At 62.5% G+C, this 15139-nt stretch carries 14 protein-coding genes and 1 pseudogene; 8 read left to right on the top strand and 7 right to left on the bottom strand.

Annotated features, from left to right (window positions below; genetic code table 11):
- Positions 1–44: 44 nt before the first annotated feature.
- The 3 genes from CAF74_RS28605 to CAF74_RS28615 form a co-directional block, all read right to left on the bottom strand.
- A complete protein-coding gene (locus CAF74_RS28605; RefSeq protein ID WP_085748593.1) occupies positions 45–1424 on the bottom strand; it encodes an MFS transporter in 1380 nt (459 codons plus the stop codon).
- A 126-nt stretch (positions 1425–1550) separates the two neighbouring features.
- A complete protein-coding gene (locus CAF74_RS28610; protein ID WP_007958496.1) occupies positions 1551–2285 on the bottom strand; it encodes a helix-turn-helix transcriptional regulator in 735 nt (244 codons plus the stop codon).
- A 305-nt stretch (positions 2286–2590) separates the two neighbouring features.
- A complete protein-coding gene (locus CAF74_RS28615; protein WP_085748594.1) occupies positions 2591–3520 on the bottom strand; it encodes a LysR family transcriptional regulator in 930 nt (309 codons plus the stop codon).
- A 117-nt stretch (positions 3521–3637) separates the two neighbouring features.
- On the opposite strand from CAF74_RS28615, the gene CAF74_RS28620 reads away from it, so the two are divergent.
- The 3 genes from CAF74_RS28620 (at position 3638) to CAF74_RS29330 (ending at position 5316) form a co-directional block, all read left to right on the top strand.
- A complete protein-coding gene (locus tag CAF74_RS28620; RefSeq protein ID WP_011332308.1) occupies positions 3638–3931 on the top strand; it encodes a putative quinol monooxygenase in 294 nt (97 codons plus the stop codon).
- A 31-nt stretch (positions 3932–3962) separates the two neighbouring features.
- Complete coding sequence (locus CAF74_RS28625; protein WP_085748595.1) at positions 3963–4976, top strand: zinc-binding alcohol dehydrogenase family protein; 1014 nt, start codon at positions 3963–3965, stop codon at positions 4974–4976.
- A 166-nt stretch (positions 4977–5142) separates the two neighbouring features.
- Positions 5143–5316: a hypothetical protein gene (locus tag CAF74_RS29330; protein ID WP_011332306.1), complete on the top strand. Its 174-nt coding sequence runs from the start codon at positions 5143–5145 to the stop codon at positions 5314–5316.
- A 10-nt stretch (positions 5317–5326) separates the two neighbouring features.
- On the opposite strand, the gene CAF74_RS28630 is transcribed toward CAF74_RS29330, so the two are convergent.
- Both CAF74_RS28630 and CAF74_RS28635 read right to left on the bottom strand, forming a co-directional pair.
- Positions 5327–6529, bottom strand: a complete 1203-nt coding sequence (locus CAF74_RS28630; protein ID WP_085748596.1) for a multidrug effflux MFS transporter — start codon at positions 6527–6529, stop codon at positions 5327–5329.
- 103 nt (positions 6530–6632) lie between these two features.
- Positions 6633–6830 carry a cation transporter gene (locus tag CAF74_RS28635; protein WP_085748597.1) on the bottom strand — a complete coding sequence of 66 codons (198 nt, stop codon included), beginning with the start codon at positions 6828–6830 and terminating at the stop codon, positions 6633–6635.
- A gap of 148 nt (positions 6831–6978) precedes the next feature.
- Here CAF74_RS28635 and CAF74_RS28640 point away from each other — a divergent pair, with 148 nt between their 5' ends.
- The 3 genes from CAF74_RS28640 (at position 6979) to cueR (ending at position 10379) form a co-directional block, all read left to right on the top strand.
- Complete coding sequence (locus CAF74_RS28640; protein WP_085609268.1) at positions 6979–7362, top strand: hypothetical protein; 384 nt, start codon at positions 6979–6981, stop codon at positions 7360–7362.
- A 213-nt stretch (positions 7363–7575) separates the two neighbouring features.
- Positions 7576–9969, top strand: coding sequence for a heavy metal translocating P-type ATPase (locus tag CAF74_RS28645; RefSeq protein WP_085748598.1), 2394 nt, complete (start codon positions 7576–7578; stop codon positions 9967–9969).
- Positions 9966–10379 (top strand): Cu(I)-responsive transcriptional regulator, encoded by a 414-nt coding sequence (cueR, locus tag CAF74_RS28650; protein WP_007958485.1) that lies wholly within the window; start codon positions 9966–9968, stop codon positions 10377–10379. Before CAF74_RS28645 ends, cueR begins: the two co-directional genes overlap by 4 nt.
- Here cueR and CAF74_RS28655 read toward each other — a convergent pair.
- A complete protein-coding gene (locus tag CAF74_RS28655; protein WP_085748599.1) occupies positions 10333–11550 on the bottom strand; it encodes an MFS transporter in 1218 nt (405 codons plus the stop codon). The two genes, cueR and CAF74_RS28655, sit on opposite strands and share 47 nt — an antisense overlap.
- A gap of 56 nt (positions 11551–11606) precedes the next feature.
- Positions 11607–12503, bottom strand: a complete 897-nt coding sequence (locus CAF74_RS28660; protein ID WP_011332300.1) for a PA4780 family RIO1-like protein kinase — start codon at positions 12501–12503, stop codon at positions 11607–11609.
- Between the two features lie 441 nt (positions 12504–12944).
- Between CAF74_RS28660 and CAF74_RS29705 the strand changes: the two are divergent.
- Positions 12945–14033, top strand: a pseudogene (locus CAF74_RS29705) (cache domain-containing protein); the annotation flags it as partial.
- Between the two features lie 129 nt (positions 14034–14162).
- Positions 14163–14891, top strand: a complete 729-nt coding sequence (locus CAF74_RS29710) for a methyl-accepting chemotaxis protein (RefSeq protein ID WP_371320909.1) — start codon at positions 14163–14165, stop codon at positions 14889–14891.
- Positions 14892–15139: the final 248 nt, after the last annotated feature.

Below are 15139 nucleotides of genomic sequence, written 5' to 3' on the forward strand. Positions count from 1 at the left end.
CAAAGCCGTTCGAACACGCCCGTGTTCGAACGGCTTTTCAGGTCTCAGCGCACAACTGCTTCAGTCAGCTCTTCCAACGTCTTGCCCCGGGTCTCCATCCCGAACAGCCACACCAATCCCGCTGCAATCGCAAAGCACAGCGCCCCCAACGCAAACACCCCGCCCTGCCCGGTGATCGGGAACACCAGCCCGGTGACCAACGGACCGAGCAACGACCCCACGCGCCCGATGGCCGAGGCGAACCCCGAGCCCGTCGCCCGCGCCGAGGTCGGATACAGTTCCGGCGTGTAGGTGTAGAGCACCGCCCACATGCCGAACAGGAAAAACTGCATCAACAGCCCCGTGCCGATCAGCAGCGCCACGTTGCCGCCAAAAACCGCGCTTTGTCCGTACAGAAACGCCATCACCCCGCCGCCGAGCAACGTGACGATGCACACCGGCTTGCGTCCCCAACGTTCCACCAGCCAGGCCGCCATCAGGAAGCCGGGAATCCCGCCGAGGGAAATCAGCACCGTGTAATACACCGACTGAGTCACGGCAAAACCCGACTGTTGCAACAACGCACTGAGCCAGGACGTCAGACCGTAAAAGCCGAGTAACGCAAAGAACCACAGGCTCCAGATCATCGTCGTGCGCTGGCGATACAGCGGTGACCAGATCTGTTTGAGTGCCGAAAGGAAATGGCCCGGCGGGGACACGCTGCGTGGCAGACGAACCGGCTCCGGCAATGCAGCACCACCGAGTGAGGCCTGTACCCGCGCCTCGATCCCGCGCAACACTTTGTCCGCCGCGTCATGCTTGCCGGCCTGTTCCAGCCAGCGCGGCGACTCGGGAATGAAAAAGCGGATCGCCAGCACGAACACTGCCGGCACCGCCAGCACCAGAAAGATGTCGCGCCAGCCAATCAACGGCAGCAGGAAATACGACAGCACGCCCGCCGCGACGAAACCCAGCGGCCAGAAACCGTCCATCAAGGCGATGTAACGACCCCGACGCTGGGCAGGAATCAACTCCGACAACATCGACTGGGCAATCGGAAACTCCATACCCATGCCGATTCCCAGCAGGATGCGAAACAGCGTCAGGCTCTCGACCGTCTGCGCCGTGGAGCACAGGTAACTGGCCAGTCCCCACAAGACGATGCTCCACTGGAACACCGGTTTGCGACCGAACCGATCAGCCAGTAATCCGGACAGCGACGCCCCCAGCACCATGCCGAAAAAACTCGAACTGGCCAGCAGGCCAGCCTGCGCACTGCTCAGGCCGAACTCGGCTTTGATCGAGCCGAGCAGGAAGGTCATCATCGCCAGATCCATGGAGTCGAAAAAAAACGCCAGGGCAATGATGATGAAGATGATCCGGTGATAACCGCTGACTGGCAGGCGCTCCAGTCGATCTGCCGCGCTGAAGTTTCCCGTGTCCATGCCACCTCCTCAATCCGAAAAGTCCCCGGATCGAGTGTGCGCGATAGCGGTTGCGCGCCTGTGCCAGATGCGACGTGTTCGCAGCCGTTGACGACGTTCAGTAGCAAGCCAGTGGAAGAAAGCGCTCTACAACGCCATTTCCAGCTCGGTTTCACAGGCGAAACGATGAATTTCCCGCTGGCCCGCCGCCGTCAGTTGCAGGGCTCTGGAATCGTTGGGCAGCACCAGCCAGCCCGACTGCATGAACAGCTGCAGCAACGCCGCGCCCAGCGAGCCCCCCATGTGCGGGCGACGCTCGCTCCAGTCCGGACAGGCGCACGCCACCTGAGCGTTGCGGTGGGCCAGCGCCTGGATGTACACCCCGCGCCCGGCCAGTTGTGTCGAGCCTTTGTGCGTGACCACCACTCTATGTTCAAGCTGCTCGATCCAGCCGGCGTCGAGCAGGCGCTGGTACAGGTCGGCGGCCAGCGTTCCACCCAGATGGTCGTCGCAAAACCGCGCGCGCAGCAGTGACGAAGGCGCCGCTTGGGGTCTGACGACCGGCGAGGCACGCTTGAATACGTCGGGGATTTCTCGTGGAGCGCTGGCCAACGTGGCGCTGGCTAGCGCTTCGATGGCCGCGCCGATTTCGGGAGCCGCCAGGCGGAAGAAGCGTTTGCGACCGCGCGCCTCGACCTTCAACAGACCGCCAGCGGACAAGCGCCCCAGATGCGCACTGGCCGATGACGGCGATAGCCCCGCCAGCAACGCCAGCTCCTCGGTCTGCCGCGCCGAGCCATCCATGAGCGCCCACATCATTGCGCTGCGTTTGGGATCGGCCAGCAACGTGGCGATCTGGCTGATGCAAGGTGCATGTTCCATCTATTCACTCCCTGTTGAATCGTATCGTCTACAGCTCATAGACATCTTGACCAGTAATCAGTCGTCGGCCAAGGCGCGCAAAATACCTTGAGCCCAAGCGAGGCAGCGCGCCGCAGCAAGGAAACCGCAGCACTGTCGCGACCCTCGTCCCTACCCGGCCGGTTGCGGTCTGATCGTTCTCGCATCGGCCTTTTGGTGCGGGCATCAGGCGGTCGCTAGTATAAGCGGGTTGCTCGCGGCGTCCTGCGCCGGAGCGGCCGTGGTTGGTGATTGTTCCTGAGAGAAATTTCGCTATTTACCTGCGACTAATGGTCAGACTTCTGGAAAACGGGAAAACGGCTACTCAATTCGGCGCAACGGCTGGCGAGCATCTCCCTCAGAAGGTTCACCGGCTTACTCAATTGTGCGCGATGGGCGCACAGCAGATTCAGCGGAGCGCGTTCGCAGAGCAGCTCCGGCAACAGCACTTTCAGCCGTCCCGCCAGCACATCACCGGCCACATCGAGCCACGACTTGTAAGCGATGCCGGCTCCCGCCACAGCCCAAAGGCGCACCACATCGGCGTCGTCACTGAAGCGGTCGCCACTGACGGTCAGGCCGACCTCGCGCTTGCCGTCGTGGAAACTCCAATGGTCGTGCACCCGGCCTCCGAGCATATAAAGCAGGCAGTTGTGCTGTGCGAGCTGTTCCAGATGCAGCGGTTCGCCGTGCCGGGCCAGGTAGGCCGGTGATGCACACAGCACCCGTCGGTTGTGCGGGGCAATCGGCAACGCCACCAGACTGGAATCCTCCGGCTCGCCGTAGCGCAAGGCGATGTCCACCGGCTGGCGAAACAGGTCGGCGATGCGGTCACCCAGCAGCAGGCGCACCGTCAGTTTCGGGTGTTCGCGCTGAAAATCATCGAGCCACGGCAACAGCAAGTTGCGCCCGAAATCCGAGGGTGCCGACAGCTGCAGAATTCCGCTGACCTGATCCTGCCCGCTGGCCAGCAGGCGGCGACCCTCATCAAGGTTGCTCAGCGCCGCCCGGGCGTATTCGAGAAACCCTTCACCTTCAGCCGTCAGCCGCAAACTGCGAGTGGAGCGTGCCAACAGCCGCGCGCCCAGTTGCTGTTCTATACGTTTGAGTGCGGCACTGGCCACGGCGGCGGACAGGTCCATCACCCGAGCCGCCGCCGACAGGCTGCCCAGATCCGCCGCCCGGACAAACAACTGCAAGTCATCGAAACGCAGCATCGTCAGCCCCGATTATCAAAAAAATATTGAAAGAGACTGCTCTTTTAGCCGGTTTTATCTCCGGCAGAAATAGCCAATCATGCCATCCATCGAATTCATCCCGTCCCGGAGTCGAACATGTCCCAGCCTTTCACCGCCATCGCCACCCTGATTGCCCGACCTGGCCAGCAGGACGCCCTCGAACAGCACCTGCGTGCCCTGATCGAACCGACCCGCGCCGAAGCCGGTTGCGGTCAATACGAACTGCACCAGGATCTGGCCAACCCGCTGGCCTTCTACATGATCGAGCAGTGGGCCAGCGACGAAGCCCTGCAAGCCCATGATGCCAGCGCCCATATCCAGCATTTCCGCAGCCAGGCCGAGGCGTTCCTCGAACACTTCGAACTCAAGCGCCTGCGCGTCATCGCCTGAAACCTTCCTTTATTCACTTTCGGAGTTCGCCATGAAAGCCATCGCCTATTACGCCTCGCTCCCGATCAGCGACGAAAAATCCCTGCAAGACATCGAACTGCCAGAGCCGGTAGCCGGCCCGCGCGACTTGCTGGTGGAAGTCAAAGCGATTTCGGTCAACCCGGTCGACACCAAGGTTCGCCAGAACGTCGCGCCGGAAGGCGGCGCCGCCAAGGTGCTGGGCTGGGACGTGGCCGGTGTGGTCAAGTCGGTCGGCAGTGAAGTGACATTGTTCAAGGCCGGCGACAAGGTGTTCTACGCCGGCTCCATCGCCCGGGCCGGTGGCAACAGCGAACTGCACGTGGTGGATGAGCGGATCGTCGGCCATATGCCAAAAACCCTCGGTTTCGCCGAAGCCGCTGCTCTGCCGCTGACCGCGATTACCGCTTGGGAATTGCTGTTCGAACGCCTGCAGATTCGCGAAGGCAATACCGATGAAGGCCAGAGCCTGCTGATCGTCGGTGCGGCGGGCGGCGTCGGTTCGATCCTCACCCAACTCGCCAGCCAGTTGACCGGGCTCAAAGTGATCGGCACCGCCTCCCGCCCGGAGACCCGCAACTGGGTGACCGAGCTGGGTGCTGACCTGGTGATTGATCACAGCCAGCCGTTGAGCGAAGAACTGAAACGCGCCGGAGTCGCCCACGTGACCCACGTCGCCAGCCTGACCCAGACCGACCACCACCTGGACCAACTGGTCGAGGCCTTGGCGCCCCAAGGCAAACTGGCGCTGATCGACGATCCGAAGGCGCTGGACGTGACCAAGCTCAAGCGCAAGAGCCTGTCGCTGCACTGGGAGTTCATGTACACCCGCTCGCTGTTCGAAACGCCGGACATGATCGAGCAGCACAAACTGCTCAACCGGGTGGCCGGGCTGATCGACAGCGGGACGTTGAAAACCACGGTCGGCGAGCACTTCGGCACGATCAACGCGAGCAACCTGCGCCGCGCCCATGAACTGCTGGAAAGTGGCAAGGCCAAGGGGAAAATTGTTTTAGAAGGTTTCTAAAACTCGCAAGACCGCAGCCTTCTCCAGCCTCCGATGTGGCTGGCTCGGGGGCTGCGGTGTTTTTTTGCCGTCAGTCAGATGCTTGACCCTTGTCACAATTGCGATCGTATTCAGGACTACAATCGAGTCCTCTGCGATGCAATCTTTTACGTACGGGAGGTCAGCAATGAAGATCCTGATAAAAGAAGTGGCAAAGTCCCAGTGGCAAGTTCGTCTCGACCAACACGCCGTGACCTTCCGCAGTGAGGCCGAAGCTCGAGCCTTCACCCGCACCCTCGAAGCGCGTATCTGCGCGCCCCATCAGATTCCCGACCTCGGCCAGCAACGCGCTGTCGGCTGAGTTCTTCCGTTCAGACTTCGGTCTGTGCCTTTGCCAGCGCCCGGGCATTCTGCATGCGCCGGGTGAGCATCGCTGCGCACACCACCAGCAAACCACACAAGCTGATGACGATGGCCATCGGCACGGCGGTGCCATCGTGCAGGATCCCCACCAGCGCCGAAGCCCCGGCGGCGACGCTGAACTGCATGCTGCCGAGCAACGCTGAAGCACTGCCGGCGCGACCGCCCTGCCCGTTCATCGCACACGCTGCCGCATTGGGGCTGATGCAGCCGAGGCTGGCCACGCAGATGAACAATGGAATCAGCAATGGCCACAGCGCCTCGGTGTGCAAGGCGCTGACCGCGAGCAGCGTCAGCCCGGCGCACAGGTAAACCCAGACCGCCCGCGACAACAGGAACGCCGGACCACGCTTGGCCAGCAGTCGCGCATTGACCTGCGCCACCAGAATGAACCCGGCCGCATTGGTGCCGAACAGCCAGCCGAAATGTTCGGCCGGCACGCCGTACAGTTTGATGAATATGAACGGGGAGCCGGCGATGTAGGCAAACATCCCGGCGATGGCGATGCCGCCGGTCAGGGCATGGCCCATGTAGACCGGGTCCGCCAGTAGCCGACCGTACTGACGCAGCGCGCCGGACAACGGCTGACGCGGGACATGCGCCGGCAGACTTTCCGGCAGACCGAGGGCGACCGCCAGTCCCGCCAAAGCACTGAAACCGGTCAGCACCAGGAAGATCGACTGCCATCCCGACGTATTCACCAGCAGTCCGCCGAGCATCGGCGCCAGGATCGGTGCCAGCCCCATCACCAGCATCAACTGCGAGAAGACTTTCGCCGACCCCACCGCGTCGCACTTGTCGCTGACCACCGCCCGGGCAATCACCATCCCCGCACAACCGCCCAGCGCCTGCAGCAGCCGTGCCGCGATGAGCCACTCCAGATTCGGCGCATAGGCGCAGGCCACTGACGCCAGCGTGAACAGCGTGAGACCGATCAGCAACGGAATCCGCCGGCCGAAGCGATCCGCCAACGGCCCGTAAGCCAGTTGACCGATGGACAGGCCGAAGAAGTAAGCCGACAGCGTCAGCTGGACGTGTTTCTCGTCGGTGCCGAACGCCAGCGCCATGGTGGGAAACGCGGGTAGATAGAAGTCGATCGCCAACGGACCGAAAGCGGTCAGGGCACCGAGAATCAGAAGGGTACGGAAGTTCATCAGGCGTCCAGGTCGGGCGGGGAGTTGAGTTGAGTTCAGCCCGACAGTCTAGCCGCGCGAGGACGCCTTGAACATTCCGGTAGCTCGCTAACTATTAAAAAGATCAGGCGAGTTTGATGGCGTAGCCTTCTTCGCTGATCGCCTCGATCACCTGCTCGGTACTCAGCGCACTTTCGACGCCGACTTCCTTCGCCGCCAGGTCGACCCGCACGCTGGCGGCCGGATCCTTGCTCTGCACTGCTTGGGTGACGGCTTTGACACAGTGACCGCAGGACATGCCTTCAACAGTGAACACTTGCATGGAATGACTCCTTTGAGTGAGGTTGCCGGCAGTTTCGGGCTTGCCACGATGGCAAGGTCAAGTTCTGCAAAAAACTGCCGGGCTGGCAATCGTCGCCGCGCTCGGCCAAGCTGCATGCATCAATGACATGAATTCAGGAGATTCAGCCATGCGCTGGTCAGCTTTCAGCCTGTTTGGCTTTCTCAGCCTCTTTGCCGCGATCCCTTCGGTGCATGCCGCCGGGGAAGATTACGGGGTGCTGATCATTTCCCGCGAGCGCCTGGAAGTCGCGACCTCGTGCGAAATCGGCGTGTATATCCAGGATCAACTGTCGGCGCGCCTGTTCCAGGAGCAAAGCACGTCGTTCAACCTGCCGCCGGGCAATGTCTCGCTGCGCCTTAAACTGCTGCCGGGACAAATGCCGGGCTGCAACCCGGGCATGCTCGCGCCGGGCTCGCAGGAGATCAGACTGCATGCCGGCGACATCCTGAAATTCCGCATCGCGATGAACCAGGAAGGCATGTACCTCAAGCCGACCGGCCTCGGTTACTAAGGCCTGCCGCTCGTTCCCACGCTCTGCGTGGGAATGCCTCTTGTGACGCTCTGCGTCACGCTTTGGGACGCAGAGCGTCCCCGGCTGCATTCCCACGCGGAGCGTGGGAACGATCAGGCGAACAAGCGAGCAGCCGGTAGCGGAAACTGGCGCTTGACCTTGCCAGCATGGCAAGGTTGATCCTGTAGGCATCTTCTACAGGGAGTACGACCGATGTCCGATTCCATCACGTTCGATCTGCCCATCAGCGGCATGACCTGCGCCAGTTGCGCCGGTCGTGTCGAGCGGGCGTTGAGCAAAGTCAGCGGCGCCAGCGCCGTCAGCGTCAACCTCGCCACCGAACAGGCTCGGGTGCAGGCCCCCGGCGACAGCCTGCCGGCGCTGATGGAGGCGGTCGAACGCGCCGGTTACAGCGTGCCGCAGCAAACCGTGGAATTGAACATCGACGGCATGACCTGCGCGTCCTGCGTCGGTCGTGTCGAACGTGCCCTGAATAAAGTGCCGGGGGTGAAAAGCGTCAGCGTCAACCTCGCCAATGAACGTGCTCATCTCGAATTGCTCGGCGCGGTCGATCCGCAAACCCTGATCGCCGCCGTGAGCAAAGCCGGCTATTCGGCCAGTCTCTTCGAACTCGAACATCCACAATCCGACAATCGCCAGCAACGCCTGAACCATGAACGCTGGGCGCTGATCTGCGCCATCGCCCTCGCCTTGCCGCTGGTGTTGCCGATGCTGCTGCAACCGTTCGGCATTCACTGGATGCTCCCGGCCTGGGCGCAGTTCGCCCTCGCCACTCCGGTGCAATTCATCTTCGGTGCGCGTTTTTATGTGGCGGCGTGGAAAGCCGTACGCGCCGGCGCCGGCAACATGGACTTGCTGGTCGCGCTGGGCACCAGCGCCGGTTATGGCCTGAGTCTCTATGAATGGGCGACTGCTGACGGACGCATGCCGCACCTGTATTTCGAAGCCTCGGCGGTGGTCATCGCTCTGGTGCTGCTCGGCAAATACCTGGAAAGCCGCGCCAAACGCCAGACCGCCAGCGCCATCCGCGCACTGGAAGCGTTGCGCCCGGAGCGGGCGATTCAAGTCATCGATGGCCGCGAACAGGACGTCGCCATCAGCGCCCTGCGCCTCGGTGACCTCGTATTGGTCAAACCCGGTGAACGCTTCCCGGTGGACGGCGAAGTGCTGGAAGGCCAGAGCCACGCTGACGAAGCGTTGATCAGTGGCGAAAGCCTGCCGGTACCCAAACAACCGGGCGACAAGGTTACCGGCGGGGCAATCAATGGCGAAGGTCGCTTGCTCGTGAGCACCACGGCGCTCGGCGCGGAAAGCGTGCTGGCGCGGATCATCCGCCTGGTGGAGGACGCCCAGGCCGCGAAAGCACCGATCCAGAAACTGGTGGATAAAGTCAGTCAGGTGTTCGTGCCGACCGTGTTGCTGCTGGCCCTGGCCACGCTGATCGGCTGGTGGCTGTACGGCGCGCCGCTGGAAACCGCGTTGATCAATGCCGTCGCAGTGCTGGTGATCGCCTGCCCCTGCGCCCTCGGCCTGGCGACACCGACCGCGATCATGGCTGGCACCGGCGTGGCCGCGCGGCACGGGATTCTGATCAAGGATGCCGAAGCACTGGAACGTGCCCATGAAGTCAGCGCCGTGGTGTTCGACAAGACCGGCACCCTGACCTCCGGCACGCCGCGCATTGCGCATTTCAGTGCGATCGACGGTGACGAAAACGCCCTGCTGACAGCGGCCGGCGCGCTGCAACGCGGCAGCGAGCATCCGCTGGCCAAAGCGGTGCTGGATGCCTGTGCCGAACGCAGCCTGAACGTACCGGATGTGAGCGACAGCCAGTCTCTGACCGGGCGCGGCATCGCCGGCAGCCTCGACGGCCGGCGCCTGGCGCTGGGCAACCGGCGCTTGCTGGAAGAAAGCGGTCTGAACGCCGGAAACCTGAGCGAATCCGCCAAGGCCTGGGAAACCGAAGGTCGCACGCTGTCGTGGTTGATCGAGCAAAGTCCGGCGCCCCGCGTACTCGGTCTGTTCGCCTTCGGCGACACCCTCAAGCCCGGCGCGCTGCACGCGGTGCAACAACTGGCCGCCCAGCACATCCACAGCCACCTGCTGACCGGCGACAACCGCGGCAGCGCACGGGTGGTGGCCGAAGCGCTGGGCATCGAAAACGTCCACGCCGAAGTGCTGCCGGCGGAAAAAGCAGCCACCGTCGCCGAGCTGAAAAAAACCGGCGTCGTGGCCATGGTCGGCGACGGCATCAACGACGCCCCGGCACTGGCCGCTGCCGACATCGGCATCGCCATGGGCGGTGGCACCGACGTGGCGATGCACGCCGCCGGCATCACCCTGATGCGCGGCGATCCTCGGCTGGTGCCGGCCGCGCTGGAGATCAGCCGCAAGACCTACGCGAAGATCCGCCAGAACCTGTTCTGGGCCTTCGTCTACAACCTGATCGGCATTCCACTGGCGGCGTTCGGCTTCCTCAATCCGGTGCTGGCCGGCGCGGCGATGGCCCTGTCGAGCGTCAGCGTGGTGAGCAATGCGCTACTGTTGAAAACCTGGAAACCCGAGGATCTGGAGGACAACCGATGAACATCGGCCAAGCGGCCCGCCACAGTGGCCTGAGCGCGAAGATGATCCGTTATTACGAGTCGATCGGTCTGCTCAAGGCTGCCCATCGCACCGACAGCGGCTATCGCGTCTACGGTGACGATGACCTGCACACGCTGGCATTCATCAAGCGTTCGCGGGACCTGGGCTTTTCGCTGGAGGAAGTCGGCAAGCTGCTGACCCTCTGGCAGGATCGCCAGCGCGCCAGCGCCGATGTGAAGGCCCTGGCCCGCCAGCACATCGACGAGCTGAATCAGAAGATCCGCGAACTCGGCGAACTGCGCGACACCCTGCAGGATCTGGTCGAGCACTGCCACGGCGACCATCGCCCGGACTGCCCGATCCTCAAGGAACTGGCGTCGGGCTGCTGCGCGCAACCCGCCCGCGCCTGAGCAACAGGATTTTCATCGACAGCACTGTGGCGAGGGGAATGCCGTGGAACAACAGCACCACGGCACCCGGCGCCCACCACTCATAGAACGGTGCGGCGATCAGCATGCCGACGCCGAACCCGGTCATCTGCAACAGCGTCAGGAAGCTGAAGATCGGCAGGCGCAGGGGCTCCGGTTCCCGTTGCAGCCGTGACATCAGGCCGACTTCCGAGAACCCGTCGCCCAATCCGGCCGGCAGCGAAAACAGCAACAGACCGACGACGCTGTGCTGCTGGAACATCAGGATGAAGCCGCAGGACATCAGCAGCACGCCGCCGAAATAGCGGCGCTCCAGATGGATGTTTTCCGAGCCGTTCAGGCGACTGGCGATTCGCGCACCAAGCAGTTTGCCGGCGGCCCAGACCGCGAGCATCAGGCCCAGCGTGGTGCTGGCTGAGTCCGGCGTGAGCAGTCTGGAAATGATCGGGAAACCGACGTTGTGAGCAGCGCTGCCAAGGGTGTCAGCCATGGTCACCGCCAGCATCGCGGCCACCACCGGAGCGCTGCGCAGGCCTTGCAGCAAAGCCGACCATTCACCCTGTTTAGCGCTGGATTCGGCCACCGGCTCCGGTGCGCTGAACCGCAGCGGCGCAATCAACACTGCCGCCAACAGATAGGTCAGCGCATTCAGCGCAAACACCGTTTCAAAACCAAATCCCGCGACCAGCAGCCCGGACACCAGACTGCCGCCGACCATCGCCATGGACGAGGCGGACGTGATCCAGGCATTGGTCTTGAGCAACTGCGCCGGCTCGATCAAGCGCGGCAACTGGCTGTTGAGGCCGATGGCGAACATCGAATTACCAAAGCCCAGACCGAACGCGATCAGCGGCAGCAACAACGCCTGCTGACTGACCGGCACGATGAGCAACAGCCCAAGCACAGCGGCGCGCAACAGATCGAAGGCAATCAACGGCAGACGGCTACTGCATCGACGATAAAACGCCGTGCCGATCAAGCTGGCAAAAATCCCGCCGCCCACCCGACTGGCCAGGAAGATCCCGACGCTCATCGCGCTGTTACTCAGCAGATAGACATAAGTGGCCAGCGCAACCATGTTCAGGAAAGCGCCGAAATCGGAAATCAGCCGCGCCGTGATGATCAGCCGGGCATTGTGAGAGGTGGTGGTCACAATCAATCCTTGAATGTGTAAAACCCGGCCGAAGCCGGGTTTTCTTTTTCAGATGCTCACTGCATCCACGGTGGCGGAGGCGGTTCGTCGGACTTGCCCTTGGGCTCGTCGTCCGCCGCGCGGATGGCTTGCTTGCGCTCCTCATCCAGACGCGCCGCTTCGATCTCGCGCAGCACCCCGCCGACATCGGCCAGGTCCTCGGGATCGTCGAACTCGCCGGTCAGCACGCTGGCCGGGTGCAACGTACCCGCTTCGTACAACGCCCACATTTCCTTGGCGTACTTGGTCTTCTTCAACTCCGGTGCAAAGCGACCGAAGTACGAAGCCATGTTGCCGACGTCACGCTCGAGCATGCTGAACGCGTGGTTGTTGCCGGCGGCGTCCACCGCTTGCGGCAGGTCGATGATGACCGGCCCTGTCGGCGTCAGCAGCACGTTGAACTCCGAGAGGTCACCGTGCACCAGACCGGTACACAACATCAGCACGATCTGCGAAATCAGGAACGCGTGATACTCGCGGGCCTGATCCGGCTCCAGCACCACATCGTTCAGACGCGGCGCGGCATCGCCGTATTCATCGGCCACCAGCTCCATCAGCAGCACGCCTTCGAGGAAGTCGTACGGCTTGGGCACACGCACACCGGCGTTGGCCAGGCGGAACAGCGCCGCGACTTCGGCGTTCTGCCAGGCGTCTTCGGCTTCCTTGCGCCCGAACTTGGAACCCTTGGCCATCGCCCGGGCCTGTCGGCTGTTGCGAACCTTGCGGCCTTCCTGATACTCGGCCGCCTGGCGGAAACTGCGTTTGTTCGCCTCCTTGTAGACCTTTGCGCAACGTAACTGATTGCCGCAGCGCACCACATAAACAGCTGCTTCTTTGCCACTCATGAGTGGACGCAGCACTTCGTCGACCAGACCGTCCTCGATCAGGGGTTCAATGCGTTTTGGAGTCTTCATCAGCTTTTATTGTGGGTCCTTTATTACCAAACACGCGAATGTCATTCGTTATACGGCAATCCTCGCATCACGGGGAGGGGTTGCCGACCTGTGAACCTGTGGATGCACACACTGTGCCGGATAAACCGGGCCGATCCGCCTCTTTATCGACCGCTGCGAATCATAGCCGAGGCTGCCGAAGTTGTTGGCGACAGGACTTGAGGGCATTTGCGACAGAATCTGACATCCCGCCGCATGCAGCTCGTAAGAATTTTCCATTCCAGCCTCAATTTCCCCCTCCGGCAGCCGAATTCCTCAGAGACAGAGGAATTTGTCCGACAATCGTTCCAAAAAAACTTCGATGTCGCACTCAAGGAAACGGGTGGAAAACAACGTTTTTCGGCTGCCAATAACCGCGAGTCATCTGCACTGCGTGGGCCTACAAGAAAATCTGGAGCGCGGATGAACATCAAACAGAAGTTGACCTGGGCGTTTGCAATCATCGCCTGCTTGCCCGTGGTGCTGGTCGCCACGCTGGTGGTACTGAACCTGCGCAGCGATGCACGGGACGATTTTGTCGACAGCAGCGGGCGCGAGATCCGTCAGGTCAGCAACGCCATGCAGCTTTTCTTTGACGGCATCAGCCAGAACGTCGACTACCTGGCGACGCAACCGCTGATCAAGAACACCGACGACAGCCTCAAGACCTACATGAGCGCCAACGCCGAAAGCATTCCGCAGGGCGAGATGGACAAGAAGGTCTTCGCCTTTCTGCAGGATCTGGGCAACAGTCACCCGGCCTACGCCTACGCAATCGTCGGCACCGCTGCCGGCGGCTACGTATCCTGGCCCGACGATCCCAAGCTGAGCAACTACGACCCGCGTCAACGCCCGTGGTACAAGGCCGCGCAGGCCAAGCCCGGCAAGCCGTTTCGCACCGCCGCCTATTACTGGGCGCAGGACGATGCGACCTATGTCAGCACCGTGCGCACCATCGACAACAAGCTCGGCAGCAACGGCGGCGTGGTCAGTATCGACGTGACGCTCAAGCAGCTCACCGAGATCGTCAAACAGATCAAACTCGGCGAAAGCGGTTACTTGATGCTGCTGGAGAACAGCGGCACGGTGCTGGTCGATCCCAAGCAGCCGGAGCACAACTTCAAGCCGCTCGACAGCCTCGGCGAGGGCTACGCGCAACTGGCCAAGGCCGGCAAAGGGCTGGTGGAAGTCGAGCTCAACGGCGAACGTTACATGGCCAACGTCTGGCCTTCGGAACAACTGGGCTGGACCTTCATCGGCCTGATCAAACAGAACGACGTGATGAGCTCGGCCACTAAACTCACCTGGCTGATCGCAATCATCGCTACCGTGCTGGCGGTGATCTTCGCGGTGGTCGGCGCCAGTTTCGCCAGCCTGATCGTGCGGCCGATCCGCAGCGTGGCCAGCGGTCTGGAAGGCATCGCCCAGGGCGAAGGCGACCTGACCAAGAACCTCGACATCCGTGGCAGCGACGAAACCGCGCAACTGGCCAACTGGTTCAACCAGTTCCTCACCGCGATCCGCAGCCTGATCCAGCACATCGGCGGCGCGGCCGGGAAAATCCTCGCCACTTCGCAGAGTTCGACCCGGGTTTCCGGCGACATGGCCGAAGCCGCTGGACGCCAGCGCGAAGCGGTGGACATGGTCTCGACCGCGTTCCACGAAATGGTCGCCACCGCCAACGAAGTCGCCCGCTCGTGCAGCCAGGCAGCGGAGTCGGCCGACAGCGGCCAGCGTCAGGCCCGCGAAGGTCAGCAACAGATCGATGCGGCGGTGCACAGCGTCGATCAACTGAGCCAGGAACTGGAGCAATCGGCGCAGTCGATGCAACAACTGGAACGCGACAGCAACGACATCCAGTCGATCCTCGGCACCATCCGCTCCATCGCCGAACAGACCAACCTGCTGGCACTCAACGCGGCTATCGAGGCGGCGCGGGCCGGTGAGCAAGGCCGTGGATTTGCGGTGGTAGCCGATGAGGTTCGCGCACTGGCCAAACGCACGGCTGACTCGACGGCGGAAATCGACGGGTTGCTGGGCAACCTCGCCAAACGCACCAGCGCGGTGACCCAGCAGATGCGCGCCAGCCTCGATGTGTCGCAGCAATCGGTAGCGCGGATTGGCGAGGCGCGGGAGAGCTTTGGGCAGATTCGTGAGTCGGTGGATGTGATTCGCGACATGAACACGCAGATTGCGACGGCGGCGGAAGAGCAGCATCAGGTGGCTGAGGACATCAATCGGCACATCAGCCAGATTCATGGTGATGCGCAGTTGGTGGCGGAGCTGGCGAATTCGGCGCGGCTGGATTCGCAGAGTCTGGCGGGGTTGTCGAATGAGCTGGATGGGTTGGTGCGGCGGTTCCGGACTTGAGATTGGGGGGAGCCCTGAAAAGCCCCCTCACCCTAGCCCTCTCCCGGAGGGAGAGGGGACCGAATGGGGGATGCTTCAGAAATCCGCCGACCTGAACGAGCGTTGTTGAATCCATAATCGACGCTGATCTTTCAGGTCGATGTACAGCGTAAGACAACTCGGTAGGCCCCCTCTCCCTCCGGGAGAGGGCTGGGGTGAGGGCTGCTTTTTCAGCGCTCGATAATTGCCGTCACACCCTGCCCCCCCGC

The organism is Pseudomonas sp. R45(2017) (assembly GCF_002112305.1).
Taxonomy (GTDB): Bacteria; Pseudomonadota; Gammaproteobacteria; order Pseudomonadales; family Pseudomonadaceae; genus Aquipseudomonas; species Aquipseudomonas paraglycinae.

Bases quoted from the DNA above. Each gene is read 5' to 3' on its own strand.
- CAF74_RS28605 (WP_085748593.1), bottom strand. From the start codon at position 1,424: ATGGACACGGGAAACTTCAGCGCGGCAGATCGACTGGAGCGCCTGCCA.
- CAF74_RS28610 (WP_007958496.1), bottom strand. From the start codon at position 2,285: ATGGAACATGCACCTTGCATCAGCCAGATCGCCACGTTGCTGGCCGAT.
- CAF74_RS28615 (WP_085748594.1), bottom strand. From the start codon at position 3,520: ATGCTGCGTTTCGATGACTTGCAGTTGTTTGTCCGGGCGGCGGATCTG.
- CAF74_RS28620 (WP_011332308.1), top strand. From the start codon at position 3,638: ATGTCCCAGCCTTTCACCGCCATCGCCACCCTGATTGCCCGACCTGGC.
- CAF74_RS28625 (WP_085748595.1), top strand. From the start codon at position 3,963: ATGAAAGCCATCGCCTATTACGCCTCGCTCCCGATCAGCGACGAAAAA.
- CAF74_RS29330 (WP_011332306.1), top strand. From the start codon at position 5,143: ATGAAGATCCTGATAAAAGAAGTGGCAAAGTCCCAGTGGCAAGTTCGT.
- CAF74_RS28630 (WP_085748596.1), bottom strand. From the start codon at position 6,529: ATGAACTTCCGTACCCTTCTGATTCTCGGTGCCCTGACCGCTTTCGGT.
- CAF74_RS28635 (WP_085748597.1), bottom strand. From the start codon at position 6,830: ATGCAAGTGTTCACTGTTGAAGGCATGTCCTGCGGTCACTGTGTCAAA.
- CAF74_RS28640 (WP_085609268.1), top strand. From the start codon at position 6,979: ATGCGCTGGTCAGCTTTCAGCCTGTTTGGCTTTCTCAGCCTCTTTGCC.
- CAF74_RS28645 (WP_085748598.1), top strand. From the start codon at position 7,576: ATGTCCGATTCCATCACGTTCGATCTGCCCATCAGCGGCATGACCTGC.
- cueR (WP_007958485.1), top strand. From the start codon at position 9,966: ATGAACATCGGCCAAGCGGCCCGCCACAGTGGCCTGAGCGCGAAGATG.
- CAF74_RS28660 (WP_011332300.1), bottom strand. From the start codon at position 12,503: ATGAAGACTCCAAAACGCATTGAACCCCTGATCGAGGACGGTCTGGTC.
- CAF74_RS29710 (WP_371320909.1), top strand. From the start codon at position 14,163: ATGGTCTCGACCGCGTTCCACGAAATGGTCGCCACCGCCAACGAAGTC.